The 20541-nt window shown below is 73.4% G+C and carries 11 protein-coding genes; 1 reads left to right on the forward strand and 10 read right to left on the reverse strand.

Annotated elements, in window-relative coordinates; translation table 11 throughout:
* Nucleotides 1-99: 99 nt before the first annotated feature.
* From QSK22_RS23285 to QSK22_RS23310, 6 genes are all read right to left on the reverse strand, one after another.
* Nucleotides 100-1179, reverse strand: coding sequence for a hypothetical protein (locus QSK22_RS23285; RefSeq protein ID WP_285496447.1), 1080 nt, complete (start codon nt 1177-1179; stop codon nt 100-102).
* Complete coding sequence (locus QSK22_RS23290) at nt 1176-5636, reverse strand: hypothetical protein (protein ID WP_285496448.1); 4461 nt, start codon at nt 5634-5636, stop codon at nt 1176-1178. Before QSK22_RS23290 ends, QSK22_RS23285 begins: the two co-directional genes overlap by 4 nt.
* Nucleotides 5636-6409, reverse strand: a complete 774-nt coding sequence (locus QSK22_RS23295; RefSeq protein ID WP_285496449.1) for a hypothetical protein — start codon at nt 6407-6409, stop codon at nt 5636-5638. The genes QSK22_RS23290 and QSK22_RS23295 overlap by 1 nt, the downstream gene beginning before the upstream one ends.
* Nucleotides 6406-8010, reverse strand: coding sequence for a hypothetical protein (locus QSK22_RS23300; protein WP_285496450.1), 1605 nt, complete (start codon nt 8008-8010; stop codon nt 6406-6408). Before QSK22_RS23300 ends, QSK22_RS23295 begins: the two co-directional genes overlap by 4 nt.
* A 130-nt stretch (nt 8011-8140) precedes the next feature.
* Nucleotides 8141-8758, reverse strand: coding sequence for a DUF4352 domain-containing protein (locus QSK22_RS23305; protein ID WP_285496451.1), 618 nt, complete (start codon nt 8756-8758; stop codon nt 8141-8143).
* 51 nt (nt 8759-8809) lie between these two features.
* Nucleotides 8810-9232, reverse strand: a complete 423-nt coding sequence (locus QSK22_RS23310; RefSeq protein ID WP_285496452.1) for a hypothetical protein — start codon at nt 9230-9232, stop codon at nt 8810-8812.
* A gap of 254 nt (nt 9233-9486) precedes the next feature.
* Between QSK22_RS23310 and QSK22_RS23315 the strand changes: the two genes are divergently transcribed.
* Nucleotides 9487-11481 (forward strand): N-6 DNA methylase, encoded by a 1995-nt coding sequence (locus tag QSK22_RS23315; RefSeq protein WP_285496453.1) that lies wholly within the window; start codon nt 9487-9489, stop codon nt 11479-11481.
* Between the two features lie 9 nt (nt 11482-11490).
* On the opposite strand, the gene QSK22_RS23320 is transcribed toward QSK22_RS23315, so the two are convergent.
* From QSK22_RS23320 to QSK22_RS23335, 4 genes are all read right to left on the reverse strand, one after another.
* Entirely contained in the window at nt 11491-13986 is a 2496-nt protein-coding gene (locus QSK22_RS23320; RefSeq protein ID WP_285496454.1) for an RNaseH domain-containing protein, read from the reverse strand.
* A 5-nt stretch (nt 13987-13991) separates the two neighbouring features.
* On the reverse strand, nt 13992-17264 hold the full coding sequence (locus QSK22_RS23325) for a DEAD/DEAH box helicase family protein (RefSeq protein WP_285496455.1): 3273 nt from the start codon (nt 17262-17264) through the stop codon (nt 13992-13994).
* Nucleotides 17261-18337 carry a restriction endonuclease-related protein gene (locus QSK22_RS23330; RefSeq protein WP_285496456.1) on the reverse strand — a complete coding sequence of 359 codons (1077 nt, stop codon included), beginning with the start codon at nt 18335-18337 and terminating at the stop codon, nt 17261-17263. The genes QSK22_RS23325 and QSK22_RS23330 overlap by 4 nt, the downstream gene beginning before the upstream one ends.
* Nucleotides 18338-18407: 70 nt before the next feature.
* Nucleotides 18408-20171, reverse strand: a complete 1764-nt coding sequence (locus tag QSK22_RS23335; RefSeq protein ID WP_285496457.1) for a PD-(D/E)XK nuclease family protein — start codon at nt 20169-20171, stop codon at nt 18408-18410.
* Nucleotides 20172-20541 lie beyond the last annotated feature (370 nt).

A 20541-nucleotide genomic window follows, 5' to 3' on the forward strand; every position in this document is an offset into this window, starting at 1 on the left:
CGTGCAGGTCGCAGCTTCTCGCCGCAACACGCACGGTGGTGCAGCCGGCGAACGCCGCGCATGGACCCCGCCGACTACGGTTCCTCTTCACCTCGTTGATCAGGAGGCGTGATCAAAGGTCAGTGCTCGCCAGAATCCGCGATCACCGCGTAGTGCGTCCAGCCCCAGGCGTTCTTGGGGTATGCGGCGCCGCCGGGCGAACAGATCGCGGACGGCGGACCTGTGCGGCTCGGGAATCCAGCGCAGGAGCTCGTCATGACGTGTGCCCGCACCTCGGTTGCTGGGGTCCGGCATCGCCCACTCCTCCCGCCTGGCGAGGAGGTAGGCGTAGCAGGGGACGGCCGGACGAAGCCGCGGCAGGCCGTGCTCGGCGGCCGCGGCCGCGGCGCCGACGGCCGTCTGGAGACCGAGGACGTCGATGTCTCCGAAGTAGTGCATCGTCCGCGGTTCGGGGTGGAGAAACGGCACGCTGAGAACGCTGCGGACGAAGCCGTTGCCGCTGCCCCAGCCGATGTGGAGATCGGGCCGGTCGGCTGCGGGCATCGAACGCAGGGCGGTGAGAAAGGAGGTGTACGTGGCGAGGTTCTCCAGCACCAGGAGTCCGGTCGGTCCTCTTCCTGGCACGTGCTGTGAGGCGAAGGGCAGCGGCGGTTGGTAGCAGGCGAGAAGGTCCAGGGACAGCGCACCCGAGGTGAACAGGCGGCCTTTCGCATAGGTGTCGATGGCCTTCTCGTCGCCGAAGAGTTCGGCCGAGCGTTCCTGCACGGGCACCATGCCCGGGTCGGGGTTGTCCCGCAGCCAGGCGGCGATCCGGTCCAGGATCTCGATTTCGTCGTCCCGGGTGGCGATGCGGCCGGCTTCCTCCAGGGCGTGCGGCCACACGCGCGGCGCCGTCCGCGGTGGCCGCGGGGCGGGCCGCTGCGTCTTCGCGACCCAGCGGGGCAGGGCCGGTGCGGCGCGGCGGTCCCAGCCCGTCGCGGAGCCCGCCGCCGGCAGGGTCACCTGCCCGGCCGCCGCCAGGTCCTGCAGAGCCGTCCGCATGACGGAACGCAGCTCCGGGGCGCCGACGAGTGCCGGGTGACGCGACAGCACCCCGTCCAGAAGATCGTCGACCGGTACTCTCCTCTTTTCCGATGCGGCGATCAGCCGGGACAGCTCCTCGGCGATGTCCGCCGTCATGAGGCCCCTTCCGCCTCGGGCTCGTTCCACGCCTCGTCGGTGTGGGCGACGCGGACGCCGTCGACCTCACCGCCCGGCTCCGCGTCGGGCGGGCCGGCGGAACCGGAAGGGGGAGCGTCCGGAACGATGTACCGGCGGTCCCGGCTGCGTCCCTCCCTGTTGTCCAGCCGGATGACGTTGGGGAACTGGATGACGGCCGCGGGATCTTTCACACCGGTCGTGTACACGAGCTGCACGCCGTGGGCGGCCGCCACGTCGCGTTGCAGCCGGACGAGCGGAGCGGACGAGGCACGCCCGATCGGATTGTCGAGCAGCAGAACCCCTCCGGAACGGCCCTTGCGTCCGGCTCCCATGGCGCGCAGCGCCGCCAGGGTGCAGTAGAGCGCCACGCAGACGGTGAGCTTCTCACCGCCGGACCATTTCGCCAGGCGGCTGATGTCCTCGGTGATGGCGCCCTGGTCCTCGGCCGGCTTGAGCACCTTGACGGTGAACCCGCGCGGCCCGACCGACTCGTGCACCGCCGCCTTGAGCAGCGGCATCCCCTCCAGGCTGAGGCCTTTGGCGATGGCCTGGTCGATGACCCGCTCGGCGTAGGCGATCAGGTCGCTGTCGCTCGGACGGTCGAAGGCGATCCGCAGCACCTTCCGTCCCGCCCAGGAACCGTGGGAGGTGGGCATGCGGGAGGCCCGTTCTGCTCTGCCGAGCGTGTCCAGGCTCTCCCGGACCAGGTGGGCGAGGGCCTCGCCGAGGATGACCTGGTCCTTGGCGATGGCCTCCAGTTCTCCGGTGAGGGTTTGGGCGCGCAGCCGCAGCCTGCCGGCCAGGTCGGCGGCGTGCGGGGCGAGCACCGCGGCCGGGTCGTTGGCCACCCGGTCCTTGATCGGCCCGTTGATGAGGGCGAAGCCCGAGGCCGTGCGGCGGACGGCGTCGACGGCGTCGGCCAGTTCCGCCTCCTCGTCCGCCCGGCGCTGGTCGGCTTCGTTGAGCGCCCGGTTGATCTCCCGCGCCCGGGCGCGGGCGGCGAGGTTGTCTCCGTCGAACGGGGCCGCCGGGGGCGCCTGCGTCGGCGGCAACAGCTCCAGGTAGGTCTCGAAGTCGGTCACGCGGCCGTCGGCGTGGTCGATCCGCCGTTGGAGCTTCTCCAGTTCGGCCTCGGCGTTGGTGGCGCGTTCGGACGCCTCCAGCGCGCGGGCCTCATGGTCGGCGGCGAGCGCGTCGGCTTCGGCCGAGTCGCCGGGGACGACGGGCAGTGCTCGTCTCGGCGGCTGGCGGTAGCGCCGTTCGACCTCACGCAGGTCCGCCTTGCACATGTCGACCCGACTGCTCGCCCGGCCCTGCTGGTCGACGGCCTCAATGTGGGCGGTGCGCGCCTTTTCGAGAGCGGCGTTCCGCAGGGCCGGCTCCTGGCCGTGGGGCGACGCGAGCAGCTGTTCGGCGGACGCCCTCAGATCGGGGTCGATGCCGCCCAGCTCGCCTTCGGCGTCCGCGACTCTCCTGGTCAGGGTGGCGACACGGTCGGCGAGGACCGATTGCGACGCGCGCTGTTCGACGGCGCGGTCGGCCCTGCGCCACTGCTCCCGCAGCGCGTCCAGCGGAGTGGACGGGTCGTCGTCGGCGTCGATGCCGGCGAGCGACGGGCCGGACAGCGCGGCGGCCTCGGCGCGGTAGCGCTCGGCCTCCCGCGCTGCGAGCTTCGCGTTGGCGTGGTGGTTTTCCGCGTTCTCGCGGGCGCGCAGTTCCGCGGCCGCATGCTGCCGCTGAAGCTCCTTCGCCGCCTCCACGCGGGCGGCGGCCGCCATGCGGCGTTCGAGCCAGGTGTCCCGCTCGGCGACGATGGGGATGACCTCGCCGAGCCAGTCGATCGAGGCGCTCAGACGGCGGCGCAGGCCCTCCAGCCGCTCGCGGGCGGTGTCGTCCAGCCGGTCGGCCTCGTCCAGGCCGTCGCTTTCGGCGCGCAGGTCGTTCTGCTCGCGTTCGATGTCCGCGAGCAGAGAGTCCAGACGCGCGACCTCGCTTTCCAGGACGTCCAGGTGACCGCGGGGGCAGTCCTGCAGAAAGTCCTCCAGGGAGCGACGCAGGTCGTCGTCTGCCGACCGTTGCGCGACCAGTTCCTTGTCGCGCAGCCGGTGGGCTTTGGCGCGCTCCTTGAGCTGGCGCACGGCGGCCTCGGCGAGGTCCGCGTCGACCAGTCCCGGCTCCAGACGGCCCCACGCGGGGGTGGCGCCGTCTCCGGGCGCCGTCGCGGCGCGCACCAGGTCGTCGGCGTCCTGCGCCGAGTAGACGTTCACCAGCGACGTAGTGACGATGCCGTGCGAGTCCAGCAGCCTGACCGCGTCCGCCACCGATGCGGCCGGTACGATGACGCCGCAGCCGAGCCGGGCGATCGCGGGGACGTCCAGGGCGGCGATCAGCCGGTCCGGCGGCAGCACGCGGCGCAGGTGGGCCCAGCCGGACTCGGCCGGGATCTCCTCGGTGACCAGTTCGTGCACGATCCTTTCGGCGTCCAGGCTGGTGGGCAGGACGCCGTCGCGCTCCTGAGCCGCGATCGTGCGCTCGTCGGCGTGCTGCTCGGCCATGCGCAGGACGCGTTCGTTGTCGGCCGCCAGGATGGCGTCGCCGAGCCGGCGCAGGAGCGTCGACGCCTCCGCCCACAGGTCGAGGGGCTCGTCGGCGGTGGCCTCGGCGAGCTCGCGCAGCCGGGGCGACGCGGTCAGCTCCGACAACCGCTCCGACAGCTCGGTGTGCCGGTCGGCGGCCTTCGTGCGGTCGTGGGCGGCCTCTGCGCGTGCCTGGGCGAGTTCGTTCTCCCGCTGGGCGATCTGTGATCGCCGCAGGCGGCGCTGCTCGTACCGCTCCCGCAGCGCGGCCAGTTCGTCCTCGCAGTCGGCCAGCTCGTGCGTCAGTGCTTCGCGGTGTTCGGCCGGATCGGCGTCCGCCGCGGGCAGATGGCCGCGCTCCGCCCCGGTGCGCAGCCTTTGCGTGATCAGCGAGAGCTCGGCCTCGGCCTGGGCGGCGTCGGAGCCTGCGGCGGCCTTCTGCTCGTCGGCCGAGGCGGCCTGGGACCGGTGCTCCTCGGCCGTCTTCAGTTCGGCCTGCCGCGCCGTCTCGGCTTCCTCGGCGTCGGCGGCCGCGCGTTCGGCCAGGTGCACCAGCCGCCGGTGAAGCAGCGCGGCGTATCGGTCCCGCTCGGCCCTGAGCGGCGCGATCTCCTCTTCTTCGGCGGCGGCGTCCAGTTCGGCCTGTTCCAGTTCGGCGCGCACTTTGGACAGGGCGGCCAGCTGCTGTGCCACCTCCCATGCCCGGACCTGCCGGTGCGCCTCGGCGGCGCGCTTCTCTGCCGCCGTCTTGGCTTCTTCGGCCTCGCCGACCCGCATCCGCGCCGCTTCACGCCTGTAGAGATAGGCCAGGTCGCCGGCCTGGGAGCGGTTGTTGTTGGCACGGGTGAGCTCCTGCCGTACCACTCCCTGTTGCTGGGCCAGCTCGGACGCGGTGGCGCGTGCCTGCTCGATCGCGCCGCGGAAGGACGCCGCGAGCGCCTCCGCCTCCCGGACGTGCGCCGCGTGGTCCGCACGCGCCTTCTCCAGCCGTTCGTACCGGGCGGCGACGGTGTCGAGGTCGCCGGCGGTCGCCACGCAGAAGTCGCGTTCGGCGAGCTTCTTCGGCTTGGCCGCCAGCAGCGCCGCGACGTCCTGCAGGCGCTGGGCGACGCCGGCCGGCTCCTCCGGCGGCGTGGTGAGGTCCAGGAGGAAGTCGACGAACTCCTTGGCGGAGGCGAACTTGAACAGGTCTTCCACGCCGCCCTCGACGTGGTTCATCTGCTTCTGCGTCCGGTAGATGTCGGGGTCGATAAGGCGGTCGCGCAACGCCTTGTCCCACTGGTACTGCTTGTTGGTGACGACCAGGTCGGTGCGGCCGGCATGCGGCCGGGCCATCTGCCGGAGGGCGTCCAGGTACGCCGACAGTCGCCGCGGACGCCCGTCGCCGTCGGTGAACGGCAACGTGCCGAGCTCGATCACGCCGGGCACCACGTAGCAGGCGTAGAAGTGGCTGTGGAGCCGGTCGCGGGAGCGGGCCGCCTCCGCGGGGCGACGCAGCCCGTCCCATTCGTGCACGACCCCGGTGATGAGAGCCTCCTCGGGGTCGCCCGTAAGGGTCCGGGCCCCGTCCCTCGGCTCCCACACGGCGACGACGTGCGAAGTGTCGCCGGAGTCGACGTAGTCGGTGATGCTGCGTTTGACGGACCGGCCCATGAAGTCGTTGGCGGCGGGCAGCAGCATCGCGTACAGCAGCGACAGGATGCTGGACTTGCCGCCGCCGTTGCGGAGCCAGACCACCGAGTCCTGAGGGGTGGCGGTCCCGTCCTGGCCGGGCGCGGTCAGGTCGAGGGTGAGGTCGGTGAACCGGGCGGAGCGTTCGCCGATGGAGCGGAACCGCAGCGCGCTGAGCTGGTAGGTCATCAGGCGGTACCCCTTTCGGACGCGGCGTCGGCACGGACCGCGCTCGGTCCGCGGTCGGGACGCCGCTGGATTTCGGCGATGAAGCGGTAGGCGTTCTCCAACGCGACCTCGCGCGCGTGGATTCGGAAGCGTTCGGTCAAGGTCCAGGCGCCGTCGGCCGTCTGGTCGTGACGGGCCATTCCCTGAGCGGCGAGCCAGCCGAGCATGGCGCGGACCCAGTACCGGGTGCACGACCTGAGCAGCTGTCCGGCTCCCCGGCCTCGCTCGCCGTGGACGACCGAGGGCATGTCGAGGTACACGCGCCATGCGTCGTCGAGCCCCTGTTCGGGAATGACCTCTCCGGCCGCGTCGTGGGACCGCAGCCGTTCGCACAGTTCCCGCAGCCAGAGGTCGAAGTCGCGTTCGGACACGTGCCGCACGCGGTCGTCCGCCAGCTCCTCGGCGCCGGGGTAGGCGTAGGCGACCAGGCCGGTCAGCACCAGCCCGGCCAGCAGCCTGCCGCGCTCGTCGGAGACACCGGTCAGGTCGGACAGGCGGAAGGCCAGCGGCGACTCGGGTTCCACGCCGAGGACGAGCCCGTGGTCGCCGTCGGACAGCACGCGGCCCCCCAGGCCGTGGAGGAAGGCGTCGGCGGCGGATCTGATCTCCTGCTCGGTGCGGTACCGCGCCAGGACGCGCCGGTACTCGGGGTTGCGGCCGGGGCGTTGCGTGGGGCGCAGCGCGTACGCCACGAGCGTTCCGATGTCGGTGTAGTCCTGCTGGGTGAGGCTCATGCGGCGTCCTCAGGGACTCGGGTGAACGCGGTGGTGGGGACGGGGTCGGCGGTCGCGAGCGCGGCGTCGTCCGGCGCGACGATCAGGTCGTCGCCGTCCCAGCCGGTCAGCGCCAGGCGGGTGCCGTCGGTGCCGACGGCGACGCGGGGGCCCAGGACGCGCACCATGAGGTCGTCGCCGATGAGCTCGTCCGCGTCCAGGGCTTCCGGGGCGTAGGCCCACAGCACGGCCAGGACGAGCACCTGCGCGGCGCGCCGCCGCAGGGCGGGGGAGGGGGCCGCCGCGGTGTCGCGGTGGCAGGCGTCGATGAGCGTCGACAGCCGCGCGGGCAGTGCCGTGGACTCGACCGCCCGGGCGGCGACCTCGATGACGTCCGGCCCGATGAGCGGTGGCCGCGGCGCGGCGAACTCGATCTCCTGGGCGTCGTCGCGGTCGGCGTCGTGGTGTCCGGGGCGGTCCCACAGGTCGTTGATCAGCCGGTAGAGCCTGGGCAGTCGGGGAGCGTGCGGCCCCCACATGTCGACCAGGAACCGCTCCGTCAACGCCAGCGTGTCGGCGCGACCCAGTTCGAGCAGGGGTTCCAGCACCTGCCGTTGCGGGTCCGGCAGGGTGATCGCGACGGGCGGGCGGAACGACTGGCGTTCCTGTTCTTCGAGGAACACCCCGCGGGTCGTGATGACACGGCGGTGCAGATCCTCATGTCGACGTCGGCATTCGCGCAGCAGCCGGTCGATACGGACGGCCGCGGCCAGGATTTTCGGCTCTGTGCTTTCCAGGGCGTCGCGCACTTTCCCCAGTAGTCGCCGTTCGGCGTTCAGCCGCTCGCGGATATGCTCGCGGGCCGATTCCAACCGTTGCGGGATCGAGGAGTCCCATTCGGTCTCCACCGAGCGCAGATCGCGCCGCGTCTGCTTGATGACGCGGTCGAGATCGTCGGCCAGCCGCACGGAAAGGAGCCGGGCGCGTTCGGCGGACTTGCGCGCCGATTCGAAGGCGTTGCGGGCCAGCTGGCGTTCCAGCATCAGCTCGGTGGCCACCTGCTCGTCCTCGACGTCGAAGTCCAGCCCGCCGATCAGCGCGTTGACCGCGTCGGGGGTGGCGCGCAGCACGTTCTCGTCCCGCCGCGGGTCGTCGTGCTCGACCAGCAGGGAGAACGTCACCGCGCGCCGCCGGTGCCCGTCTCCGCCGGCGTAGTCGCTGGTCGCGTACCGGAAGTGGCCGTGGCGGGCGCCGCGGTTGAGCAGGGAGTCCAGGACGAACGCCGCGACCTGGCCGTGCTCTTCGGCGGGCCGGCCGGGGGCGGCGCGGCCGGCCAGTTCGCGCAGGGTGTCCAGGACGTCCGGCCGGGTCGCCTCCAGTTCCAGCCCCTGCCGCGACACCACCATGTCGATCGCGGTCAGCGCCAGGGTGACGATGTCGTAGGTGTCGGCGGGCCAGTCCCTCCGCCGTGCGCTCTCGGTCATCTCCACGATGGGCGCGAACCGCAGGAACGCGGCCACGCGCGCGGAGAACGAAGGGTCGTAAACGCTCAACTCCGCCGAGCCGTCCCAAGGAAGGGGCTCGCCTTCGGAGTCGGGGGGATCTTCGAACAGGGGGTCCATGCGCCTACTTTCACCAGGTGCGCGGATGCCGGAATCGTAGGGGACGCTCCGGGCGGCGGGCGGGGGAAACGCGGGCCGGGCGGTGCGCCCGGCCGTTTTCGGTCGCCGCCGGTCTGTCCGGTCCGTCCGGTCAGTCGCCGCCGAGGGGGACGGTGACACCGCCGGAGAACATCGAGTCGTGCAGTTCGATGGCCTTGATCTTGACGTTGCGCGGCACGTCGAAGACCAGGATGCCGTTCACGCCGTTGCCCGGGTTGATCTCCTCCAGGAAGGACTTGGACTCCTCGCCCATGGCGATGCCCGCCTCGCTGTCGGCCTGGAACTCGCGGCCCGAGGTGTCGATCAGCTTCTGGTTGCCGGCGTCGAACGTGCGGGCCCGGTCGCCGGTGTTGCGCACGGTAACGTGCACCAGCACGAACTGCCCCTGGGCGGTCTGGCCGAGATACTCGTTGCCGACCCGCCGCACGCCCTTCTTCACCTTGGTGACCGTGAAGGAGAACTTGCCGTCGCGGTAGGTCTTGCCGATTCCGTTCGCCGGCTTGCCGGTGTCCCGCTGCTTGCCGGACTTCCCGGTGTCCCGCTGCTTGTCGGCCGTCGCGGTGGCCCGGCTGCCGGAGTCGGAGGGGCCCGCCTCGGTGGTCTCCGGAAGGGGAGCGCAGGCGGTCACCGCCGCCAGTCCGGCGCCGGCCAGGAAGGCGTAGGCGCCGGCCTTGAGCGCGTGCGTCCGGTGCGAAGCGTTGGTCTGCATGGCGATGTCCTTGCTCGGAGTTCGTAAAGGGGGTTTGGAAGCGGGGTGGTGTCAGGCCGCCTCGGCCTCGGGGCGGTCGGCGTCATGCCAGGCCCGGACGAAGGCGTCGACGAGGTCGTGGGCGCGGTCGATGGAGTCGAGAGGGTCGGTGAGGCGTCGGCGAGCGATGGACGCCGGCGAGTCGGCGGCCCGGGCCCGCTGCGGAGCGGGCGGGAGGTGGGGGAAGCCGGCCGCGTGGGGACCGTCCGCCGTCAGCCGCTCGGCCTCGCCGATCAGTTCCTCCGCCCGGGCGGCGGCGCCGTCGCGGACGGCGGCGAAGCCGAGCCGCAGCGCCTCCCGGGCCGCCTTGCAGCAGTCGCAGCCGTAGGCGCGGGTCGCGCAGGCGCGCAGCCGCTGGACGCGGGCCGCCAGGGCGGGAGGCAGCAGCGCGACCTCGGCGTCGAACTGCCGGAGGGGCATGGTGGTGACCAACATGGACGGCTCCGTTCACAGGGGGGCGTGACGGCTGGCGTGTGCACAGTCAACCAAAGAAATCGTGTGAACGCAATCGACCAACGACCTGTCGGTGGGGGTGTCTGCGTATCTCCGCAGGTCTGGGAGCAATGTGAACGGAATCAACCGATCTTCCGTGTGTTGAGTCGTTCCCATCGCTGGGCTAGCGTGTGAACGTCCGCGCCGCCGCCCGGCGGCGCCCGAGCCGGGGAGACCCAGTGGCAGACGATGCGACGGTGACTCCTGCCGACATCGCGCGCCTGGCCGGTGTCGGGCGGGCCGCCGTGAGCAACTGGCGCCGACGGCACGACGACTTCCCACAGCCGGTGGCCGGGACCGCCGCCAGCCCGGCCTTCTCGTTGGCCGAGGTGGAGGCGTGGCTCAGGGAGCAGGGCAAGCTCGCCGGGGCTCCCGGCAGGGAACGGGTCTGGCATTCGTTGCGTCAGGCCGCCGCACAGGATGCCCACCTGCCGGACATGCTGGCCTTCGCGGGAGCCTTCCTGCTGTTTGTGAAACGGGAGCGGAAGGCGTGGTCGTCCATTGCCGCCGAAAATGACGACAAGGTCGCTGCCCGGCTGCCGGAGGCCGTCCGCCGGGCGCTGGGGGAGGCGGCCTGGTTCGCCGCTTTCCCGGCGCGGATGGACGCCCGCCGCGTCCCCCTGGTCCGCGCGCTCGCGCGGCTGGCCGACGACGAGGGCGTCGCCGAGGCGTTCGAGTTCCTGCGTACCCGCTACCTCGAACAGCACAGCCGCCGGATGCATCCCACGCCGGGCGCGGTGGTCGGGCTGATGCTGCGCCTGGCCCCGGGCGAGGTCCGCACCGTGCTGGATCCCGCGTGCGGTTCCGGTGCGTTCCTCATCGCCGCCGCCGAGCGGTTCGCGGGCGCCGACCTGCTGGGGCAGGAGAGCGACGAGGCCGCCGCGCGGCTGACGGCCATCAGGCTGGCCCTGCGCACCGACCGCGCCGACATCCGCAGCGGTGACTCCCTCCGCGGGGACGCCTTCCCGGACCGCACAGCCGATCTGGTCGTGTGCGCTCCTCCGTTCAACGACCGGGCCTGGGGCCATGACGAGCTTCTGGGCGATCCGCGGTGGGAGTACGGGCTCCCGCCGCGGACGGAATCGGAGCTGGCGTGGGTTCAGCACGCCCTGGCCCACACCGCCCCCGGGGGGCTGGCCGCGCTGCTGATGCCGCCCGCGGCGGCGAATCGGCGCTCCGGCCGTCGGATCCGCATGGAACTGCTGCGTCGCGGCGCCCTTCGCGCGGTGATCGGGCTGCCGCCCGGCGCCGTGCCGAACATGGCCGTGGCGCTGACCGTCTGGGTGCTGCGGCGCCCCACGCCGGAGGAACGTCCCTCCGACGAGGTCCTGATGGTCGACACCACCCCGGCGGACGATTTCGCGGCCGCGGCGGTGCGGAGCTGGCGGCGCTTCGCCGGCCTGCCGGGTTCAGACGGCGGCGACGACAGGGCGGTGAGCGCGGCCGTCCGCATCGTCGACCTGCTGGACGACGAGGTGGACCTCACGCCCGCACGCCATCTCCCGCAAGGGGCCCGGGCCGAGACGAAGCAGGCTTTCGCGGCCGCGCGCGCCCGCCTGCTGTCCCGACTCGACGAGCTGCCCCGATCCGTCCCCGCCATGACGGCGCTGACCGGCAACGACGCCGAACCCGCCGCCCCGCCGACGACCACGGTCGGTGATCTCGTCCGGACGAGACGGTGCGAGCTGCTGCAGGCGCCGCCGAAGATGGAGGTCGATCAAGGCACGTCACCCGTGCTGACGCTGGACGATGTCGCGCTCGGCCGACCCCCCTCGGGCCGGGCCGATCCGTCGCCGGATCGGCCCGTCCTCCGCGAGGGCGACGTCGTGGCCTCCCTGCTGACCCGTCATGCGACGACCACGGTCATCGGCGAGGGCGGCGCCATGCTCGGCCCCGGGCTCGTCCTGCTGAGACCCGACCCGCAGCACTGCGATCCGTGGTTCCTGGCGGGCTGGTTGCGCGTCGCGGCGGCCGAGGCGCGCACGCGCGGGTCCACCGGGTCGGTCCGCCTGGACGTGCGCAGGGTGCGGCTGCCCCGGCTGCCGGTCGAGGAGCAGCGGCGGCTCGGCCGGGCGTTCCGCGGCCTGGTCGAGCTGCAGGCGACGATGCGCGACACCCAGCACCTGTTCGAGGAGGTTCTGCGGCTGGGGATGGCCGGTCTGAGCACCGGGACGCTGCGCCCCGCCACCTGAACGGCCCGGTCACGCGCCGCCGTTGTCGTCCTCGTTGCGCCACCAGGGGTGCGTCTCGTCGGCGATCCGCGCCAGGTGCAGGGGCACCGGCCAGCGCGTGCGGCGGTCCCACGAGACCGGCTGGGCGCACAGGCGGGCGCTCAGCGCGGCGACCGTCCCGGCCTCCAGACGGCCTTCCCTGGCGACCACGAACTCGGTGCCGGTGAACGAGTGCCACGGCTTGCCCTGCAGCCTGCGCTTGTCGTCCGGCAGCGTGAACCGGGTGTAGTCGGCGCCGCACCGCCCCGGCGCGCCCGAGTCGTAGGTCCTGGACGTGCGGCCGAGCAGCCAGCTCGGCGTGCCGTCATCCCCGCGGTGCAGGTACAGCTGCACCCCGGGCTGGGCGGGCGCATCCGGGTCTTCGGGGCGCGAGCCGCCTTCGGCGCGGTGGACCGGACGCGGAATCTCCCCGTCCATGGCCGACACCCGCACCACGCTGACCCGTGCGGGGTCGGCGAGGGAGTCGCCGGGCAGCGGGCCGCCGCCGAGCCTGCGGTCGCCCAGGCCGGGCCAGACGCGCCGCGTGGCGTCGGCGTCGGCCATCACCACGATCGGTTCCCGTCCGTCGCCCGGGAGGGTGTGCAGGGCGGCGTCCACGAGGTCGCGGACCGCGGCGAACGCGTCCTGCTCGCGGCCCACCTCGGGGCCGATCGGCCGGGTATGGAAGTCGGCGACGCCCACCGGGTGCGGCAGCCAGCCCCGCCCCGGCGCGTAGAGGTGCATCGTCCACGGGCGCCCGGGCTCGGGCGAGGCGTGCACGGCCACCAGGACCGTCACGAGCCTGGGCCGTCCCTTCTTCGTGCTCGAGTTCTGGCGGCGGACGTGCACGCCGACCAGCCACAGCGGCCTGTCCAGCGGATACGGCCGGAGGGTGGTGGCCCTGGCGAGCCGACCGTCCACCAGGCCCCCGACCCGCATGAGGTCCTTGACCGCCGCGGCCGCAGGGTGGTCGTCGTCTTCCGGGTCTTCCGGGCGGGGCCGTGTGGCGAGGAACTGCGAGGCGACTCCCGCCTTGGCCAACGCTTCTCGAAGTCGGGGCTTGGCGTCGTCCTCCGGAACGTTCGTGCCGTCGTACTCGGTCTCCACCAGGGCGAGCACCAGCGTGCCGTTCTCGGCCTTGAGCATCGGGGCGCGGGCCGCAAGGTCCGAACGGTCGATCCGGCCGTGGGCGAGGAGGTCGGCGACGTCGTAGCCGACGACCTCGGCGCGTTCGGTGAGCGGCTGCACCACGCCGAGGTCGGGGGTGAGGCCGTCGAACCGGTCGGCCTGGTAGTGGAGCAGTTCCGCCCGGATCCGGTCGCGGACGTCGGGGGTCGCGGTCAGGTGCACGACCCTGAGCCGTTCGTGGCCGCTCGCGGCGATGGCCGCGTCCAAGGCTTCCGGTGCCAATGGGGCCTTTTCGATCTTTCCGAGGACCCTGACGGCCGGTCCGGTCCGTCCGCTCTTGCCCGGGGCCCTGAACGGCTCGTACGACACCGGCTCCACGCCGAGCACTTCGGCCGCGTGGCGGACGACCCACCGGTAGGTGCGGGGGCCGACCCCCGTGCCGATGGGGTGCTCGGCGTTGGTGGTGCGTCCCGCGCGCACCGTCTCGGGGTGCTCCCGTAGGACGTCCGGGCCCCACGGCAGGGGCGACAGTCCGCACGCCGCGACGATGTCGGCGCTGAAATCGCCCAGCACCCTGTTGCGGCCGACGGTGAGCCGCAGCAGGGCGCTGCCGCCGTGTTCGCGGCCGTGGTCGATCCACACGTACCGGACGTCGTGGAGCCTGTCGCGAAGCCGCGTCAGGCTCACCTCCAGGATGCAGACGAGCGATTCCACGCCCGGCATCGTCTTGATGTGCGGGGTGATCCGTATCAGGGCCCGCGCGGGTTCACCGCTGCGCATGGGTCTGATCACCGGGTCGTCCCAGGCGACCAGCGAACCGGAGCTGTCGAGCCGGAACGGCACGGCCCGGCCGTCGAAGACGATCGGGCGCGAGGCCAGCCGCCGCGCGATGTTCCAGCCGAGCACCTTGTAGAGCCACGGTTCGGCGGCGACGCGCCCCGGTTCGGGGACGGTCACCGCCGCGTCGAGCGGTTCGAACACCGGGGTAAGGCCGTCCAGCAGCGGCGCGAGCACGCCGCGGTCGGCTCGGTCGCCTCCGCCGCCGCGCGGACCCTTCCGGCACAGCCCCTCCCACGTGCTGACGGCCAGGTCGAGCACGGGTGGGGCGATCGGCCGGTGCGTGGCCATCAGCAGGTCGCCGTTGTTCAGCCGCGTGCGGGGCAGGATGCGCACCGGCTGCCTGGTGACCGCCGACAGCGCGTTCGCCAGCGACGCGTACGGGGCGCGCGCCCGGTCGTCGCGGATCCGCCAGCGGCGGTCCAGTTCGGCGAGCTCTTCCTGGAAGCGGGCGGGCAGCGGGTAGACCCACAGCCCGTCGAGCATGTCGGCGGGCAGGCGGAACGCCGAGGTCTCCAGCATGGTGATCACTCCTCGTACGGGAAAGGGGAGGTTGCCGACCGGCGGTCGGCGAAGTCGAAGAAGGCGCGCAGCGTGTGCCCGTACAGGCGCAGCAGCCGGTCCAGTTCGCCCGCGGCCTCCCAGTCGCGGCGCAGCTCGCGGATCAGCCGCGGTAGGTCGGCCTTGCCGCGCTCGTCGAAGAACGCGTCGTCCACCAGGTGGATCTCGCCCGGGGTGCCGCCGCGGCGGGCCCGTCCCACCAGCTGGATCAGCGAGACGATGATCTCCGCGACGACGCCCCGCTGCACCCAGTCGGGCTGGGACTGGAAGAACTGCGCCGACCGGACCACCTGCGCGAAATGCCCGCCGGCGCTGCTGACCCTGTCCTTCAGCCGGGCCACGAAATCGGGGTCGGTGTGCGCGGCCGCGTCCGACCACAGGCGGTGGTTGATGTGGGCGAGCAGCTCGGCGGGCTCGTCCAGCACCGGGATCGGCCGGACGACCAGGTAGATGGCGCCCAGGGCGGAGACCGTCCCGTCGAGGATGTTGACGCCGCGTTCCACCGTGGCCAGCGGCGCGACCAGCACCCGCGCCCCCGTCTCGGGGAAGCGTTCGACGCGGTCGGCGGTGAGGGTGCGCCACCGCGAGTCCGCCGCGGCGGGTTCGTCGTCGGGCCGCGCGACCAGGCACAGCGACTCGGGCGGCGCGCCCGCCCGGGCCATGCCGGCGGCCAGGTCCAGGCAGCCGGCGTAGGACGTGGTGGCGACCAGGATCAGGTCGCGGCCGGGCTCGCCCGAACGCTGCTTGCGGGCGCTCAGCCGGTCCAGCTCGGGGCGGAGCGTCGCCCGGTACAGCGATTCGCCGAGTTCTCGCAGGTTCGCTTCGCGCTGCCGGCCCTGCACGCCGGAGATGCGGATGGGGGTGCCCTCGCTGGTGAACGCGCGGCACGCGTGCACCGTGACACCGGTCGGGTCGGTGTCGGGCACGCTCCACGCGGGCCTGACGTGCACGTGGTGGTGCGGCGCGCCGGGGAAGTAGGACGTCGCCGACAGCCCCAGCACCGCGCGCGGCACTCCGGCATGCGCGCGGGCCGTCAGCTCGCCCAGGTACAGGACGTAGCCGTGCGGGTCGCCGCCGAACGCCGCCACCGACAGTTTCGACTGCTGCGGCTGCTCGGGCTCGTGCCGCTCCTTGAACGCCAGAAACAGCCGTCCCAGCGGGCTGCCGGGCATCGCCGTCCAGCTCGTCAGGCCGCCGAGGGCGTCCGCGACGGCCTCGGCCGAATCGGCGCCGACCGCCCGCAGGTGCGGTGTGTGCGGCAGCAGTTCGGTCAGCCGCTGCCGCAGCGGTTCCAGGTAGGCCCGCCGGATCATCCGCTGCACCAGCTCGCCGCGCTCCTTCTCGTCGGCGACGACGGGTTCGAGCAGCGCGGCCAGGCGCGCCAGGTGCACCGGCAGGACCGCGTCCCGGCACCCGTCGGCCACGGAGCGCAGGATCGCCGTGATCTGCGACCGCACTGCCTCCTGGTCGGCGTCGGCGACGCCCGCCAGGCGCAGCGGGGCGGCTCGCGGCCCGGCCGACCCCCCGTACAGCCGGTGCAGGGCGGCCATCTCCTGCTCGGTGACCTGCCGGCCGGGCGGGAGGGGGGCCAGTCCCAGCAGCCGTGCGGCGATCCAGGCGTCCGTGCCGCGGGGGACGATCCAGTAGTCGTTGCGCCACCCGCGCCGCCGCCCCCGCACCGGCCGCAGCCAGCCATGGGCCAGGCTCGCCACGTACCCCATCGCCAGCAGGTGCAGGTCGGACAGGATGGGCCGCACCTCGCCGTCCACCTCGGGCGGCACCTGCCAGAAGGCCGTGCGGAACTCCTCCTCCAGCCTGTGCAGCGTCGTGGGGTTGGGCCCGTCGGCCAGCACCAGGTCCCGGGCGCTCCGGCCGATGACCCCGGCCTGGAACTGGTCGAGCTCGTCGATCGCCACCAGGCGGCAGCGCCGCAGCACGAACTCCTCCACGCTCAGCCGGTCCGAACGCCCGTGCGCGGGGCCGCCCGCCGTCTCCAACGGGATGTGCATGCGCCCGGAGAAGAACGTCTGGTGCGCCGTGACGATCACGTCGGCGTCCACCGCCTCGCGCATCAGCCGGAACTTCCCGCACGTCGTCCGCCACGGGCACGCGTGGGCGGGGCCGGGGTCGTCCCGGCCGGGGCGGACCTCGAACAGCTCCCGGCAGCGCTCGTGTCCGGGCCGCCAGGCGTCGACCTCGTCGTCGGTCTCGGCGGACGCCGCCAGCGCGCACCCGTAGGCGAGCCGGTCGTACGCCCACGCGCCGAAACCGTCCGGGTCGTCCGCGGCGGCCTTGCACGCGTCGTCCATCAGCCGGGACGGAGACAGCAGCGGCACGCACGCGGCGCCGATCGACAGCAGCTGCAGGTTCCGCTCGATGCGGTGGGCCAGCCGCAGGGCCGCGGCCCGCGTGGGGACGACCAGCGCGGCCGTGACGCCCTGCTCGGCGGCCAGCGTGCCCATCACCTCCAGCAGCACCGACTTGCCGAACCCGGTCGGCGCCTGCAGCACCTGCACCGTGCCGCCCGCCCGGACCGTCAGGGCGCCGTCGACCGCGTTGCCCGCGTCGTCGACGAGGGCGGCGAACAGTTCGTCGATGCGGCGCCGCCGATGGTCCTCGCCCCGGGCGGTGTCGATGCGGTCGGCCATCTTGCGCAGGTCGTCGACCTGGAATTCCACGGTGTCGTCGCGGGGCGCGTCGGCGACCGTCGGCGTGCCGTCCGGGACGGCGCGCTGGTCGGTCAGGTTGTAGACGGCGCGGGTGGCGGCCGACGTGTCGCCGTGCCGCACGACCCGCAGCGTCGTCCGGTAGCGGCCGGCCTGGGCCGTGGGGGTGACCCGGTTGTGCCGGCGGTGCCACCGCCCCAGCAGGTCGAGCAGCCGGTCGGCGTGCTCCTTCGGCGCCAGGCCGTGCGTCGGACGAATCCCGCCGTCGGGGTCGCCGGTGTAGCCGGGCAGCCGCCCGGCCGTGCACAGCCCGCGCAGCGCGACGGTGAAGAAGTCCTCGTTGGCCAGTTCGTCGGGCCGCAGCCGCAGCAGCGCGCTGATCCGCCCCTTGTCGGTCTCCGGCAGGTCCCAGTAGCCGGGCCAGGCGTCGATCCGCCCGGTCAGCAGGGCGTGCGCGTGCCCGTGCGCCACCGCGCCGTCCCGCCGCGGGAACAGCGCCTCGGCGAGCGCGAGCGCGCAGGCGATGGCGAGCGGCTCCCGGGTGCGCCGCCGCGCAAAGTCCCTACCGGTCATTGCGCACCTCCGGCGCGGTCGGCGGCCCGGCGGATCCGCTGGTATATCCCGTCCTCGGTGGTCACCGGCACGTCGGGCAGCAGGCGGCGCAGTTCCGCGACCTGGCCGCGGCGGTAGCGGGGGAGCACCAGCCACTCCGCCGCGATGGGTCTGTCCTCCAGCTTGCGGGCCAGGGCGCGGGCCGAGGCGTAGTCCTTGACGTCGAGCGTGAACTCACAGCGGCCCGCCCCGTCCCGCCAGACGGCCACATCGCACACGTCCTTCTGGGGGTAGAGCGAGGTGTGCACCCCGGGGAGCCGGGCGATCCGGTCGTGCAACCGCACTTCCACCACGCCGGGGACGACGAAGTAACGCCACACCGACTCGTCCACGCACACCGCGCCGTCCACCGTCTGCGCGCGCGGCGCCCGGCGCACCCCGCCCAGGGGGTGGAGCGCGCCCGCGCCGGTCAGGGCGAAGACGGCGTCGTGGCGCGGGAAGTCGCACCGCACCTGGGACGCCCGGACGCGCATCGGCCAGCGGCACACCGGGCAGGGCCACCACCGGCCGCGCCAACGCCGTTCCACCGGGATCTCCTCGTACGCCACCAGGGGCGGCAGGCCCAGCCGGTTGCGCGCCAGCGTCAACTCGGCCTGGTCTCCGGCCGGGTGCTCGACGATGAACCGCCGCCCCCGGGTGTAGTGCTCGTCGCCGCCCGACAGCAGCGCCTGGAAGGCGGCCTTCTCGATCTGCTCGGCGCGGTGCACGCTCCACCCGGGCAGCCAGCGCGCGCCCGGGTCCTCCAGGCCGGTCAGCAGCTCGACGGTGTAGTCGCAGCCGATGTCGTAGGTCTCCTCGGTCAGTTCCCCGTCCGCGTCGAGCACCACCAGGTCGGCGACCGCCTCGTCGCAGCCGGACAGCCACTCCCGCAGCGGCCGGCGCAGCGCCGCGACCAGCTCCGCGGGCGTTGCGGGCCCGCGGCCGGGACCGCACGCCCGCATGATCACGCCGGTCATGCGGGCGACCTCCAGCCACGCCTCGGGCCGCCGTCTGCGCACGCTCCACGCGTGCCCGGCCCGGATCGCCGCGGTCACCGATCGCTCCAGCGCCGCGGGCGGCCGCCGCACTGTGCCCGCCGCCGTTCCCGTCATGGCCCGTCCCCTCTCAGTACGCGATGTCCTCGTCGGCGACCGGCTCGCTGATCACAGCGGACACGGCGGCGGCGCGCCCGCTCACCGGGCCGTCCAGCACCTCACCGGTCCGCGGATCGATCCGCGCCCCGTCCACCTCGATCGGCGCGTCCGGGTCGGCCCCCTCGGACCGGTCCGGGCACCATCGCGCCACCGGGCAGCGGGCGCACCAGTGGCCGGGCCGGGCCCGGAACGCCACGTCCCGATGCCAGCCGGTGACCATCCGCGCGACCTCTTCGCGGGCCGCGCCGACGACGGCCGGGTCGGCGACGCCGAACGCGTGCACCGCGGCACCGGCCGGCGTCATGACCTCCAGCTCGACGACGCCGTCGCCGTCCCGGCCGAACACGCCCTGCCTGATCAGCAGCACGGCCAGCGCCAGCTGCGGCACCCGCGAGAAGACCTCCCGGGGCCCGCCGGCCGGGACGGCGCCCGCCGTGGTCTTCTGCTCCCGGTACACCACCCGGCCGTCGACCCTCCGCACCAGGTCCGGGTCGGCGATCACCACCACGTCGGCCACCGGGTCGTAGGCCGCCACCGACGGCTCGACCATGAGGTCGGTCACCCGCCCGGGGCCCGCCAGCGGGCACACCGCCAGATGCGCCAGCAGGTACGGCCGCGCCTCCCGGTACTCCTCGGCGGTCATGACCTGGGCGGCGATGCCGATGTCGGCGGCGTCCGGCTCGGGCAGGTCCACCAAGCCGCACGCGCGCCCCCGGCGGTGCGCGAGCTCCAACCACTGGTGGACGACGACGCCCCTGCGCGCCGCGGGACCGCCGTCGAACCGGTCGGCGGGAAGCCGCAGCTCCCGCATCTGCGCCTGGGCCGGGCAGACCAGGTACTGCCGCCCCGTGGTGACCGACCACGTCCGGCGGTGGGTGCCCGCATCGCCCAGGCCTAGCAGACCCGGCACATACGGCAGCTCGTCGCAGGACGCCCGCAGCTTGCATTCGACGCACTCGGCGCCGGGCCGCCTGTCGCCGCCCGCCACGATCCGCTGGGCGACCTGCATGCCCCCGTTGCGGTACCGCCGCCGCACCTCCTCGGGGGTGGCGTCCACCAGCACGCGCGGCACCACGTCGTCGTCGAGCATCACCTCCACGACGCGGATGCGGGTCGGCGCCCGCTCGTCGTCGATGACCTGGACGGGTGCGTCCCGGTAGACGTTCCCGACGGCCCGGCGCCCGGCCGCCGCCACAAAGGAGATCGCGGCGACCGACGGCGCCTCCGCCTCGCCGATGCGGCTCATCCGCAGCCGCCGGAACTCCCGCACCGAGCCGTCCGGCGACTCGTACCAGCGCCCCCACGCGGTGAGCATCCGCAACTCGGCCGCCGACCCCGACTGCACCACGCGGGGATGCCGCTGGGGCACCACGGCGACATCGCCCAGTTCGTCGGCGATCCACTTGCCGGCCGCCATGTAGGCGTGGCAGGCATGCCGGACCCAGACGGCGGCCCCCGGGTGCACAGGCGAACGGTTCGTCTCCAGCACCCGGGAGACCGCCTCGTCCACGTCCGCGCCGTCGAACTCCGCCGCGTCCAGCGCCCGCATCACCAGGCCCAGGGGGAACTCCTCCCAGGGCGCGAACCGCCGCCGCTCGCCGGGCGGCGGCCACAGGCCCGGCCGCGCCTTCACCGCCGCGAAGTCGGCGCAGTGCCGGTCCGTCCGATCCAGCAGGCTGGCCGACAACCGCACGATCCCCGCCGTTCCCTGCAACCCGGCCGAAGCCCAACCCATCAAGATCACCTCCGTAACGACGACCGTGCTCACAGTAAAGCAGCTGTGAACGTCATCAACCATCGATTTGATTGACAGACATGTCTGAAGTGCTCGGAGGTAAGGGAGCTGTCACCAGTAGGCGGCATGCGGCTCTTGCCACGGCCGTCGCGGACCGTCCGGCGCCACCGGCACGCGCACGGCCGGGGCGAGCGGACGAGCGCCGACGAGCGGTGACGCGGCAGCGGGTGACCAGGGGGCGGCGCCTGTACGGCCCACGGGTCGTGACCGAGCATGACGGGATGGCCACTTGCGGTCGCGCCCCACGGGTTGCCCGTGCCGGGAAAGGCATCAAACCTGATGAAGATGGCCCTCCCCGCCTTGTGAGGTG

This window comes from Actinomadura sp. NBRC 104425, assembly GCF_030269545.1.
Classification (GTDB): domain Bacteria; phylum Actinomycetota; class Actinomycetes; order Streptosporangiales; family Streptosporangiaceae; genus Spirillospora; species Spirillospora keratinilytica.

What these genes read in the sequence shown, in the direction of transcription:
- QSK22_RS23290 (WP_285496448.1), bottom strand. Translation starts at nt 5,636, where the DNA reads ATGACCTACCAGCTCAGCGCGCTGCGGTTCCGCTCCATCGGCGAACGC.
- QSK22_RS23305 (WP_285496451.1), bottom strand. Translation starts at nt 8,758, where the DNA reads ATGCAGACCAACGCTTCGCACCGGACGCACGCGCTCAAGGCCGGCGCC.
- QSK22_RS23285 (WP_285496447.1), bottom strand. Translation starts at nt 1,179, where the DNA reads ATGACGGCGGACATCGCCGAGGAGCTGTCCCGGCTGATCGCCGCATCG.
- QSK22_RS23320 (WP_285496454.1), bottom strand. Translation starts at nt 13,986, where the DNA reads ATGCTGGAGACCTCGGCGTTCCGCCTGCCCGCCGACATGCTCGACGGG.
- QSK22_RS23335 (WP_285496457.1), bottom strand. Translation starts at nt 20,171, where the DNA reads ATGGGTTGGGCTTCGGCCGGGTTGCAGGGAACGGCGGGGATCGTGCGG.
- QSK22_RS23300 (WP_285496450.1), bottom strand. Translation starts at nt 8,010, where the DNA reads ATGGACCCCCTGTTCGAAGATCCCCCCGACTCCGAAGGCGAGCCCCTT.
- QSK22_RS23310 (WP_285496452.1), bottom strand. Translation starts at nt 9,232, where the DNA reads ATGTTGGTCACCACCATGCCCCTCCGGCAGTTCGACGCCGAGGTCGCG.
- QSK22_RS23295 (WP_285496449.1), bottom strand. Translation starts at nt 6,409, where the DNA reads ATGAGCCTCACCCAGCAGGACTACACCGACATCGGAACGCTCGTGGCG.
- QSK22_RS23325 (WP_285496455.1), bottom strand. Translation starts at nt 17,264, where the DNA reads ATGACCGGTAGGGACTTTGCGCGGCGGCGCACCCGGGAGCCGCTCGCC.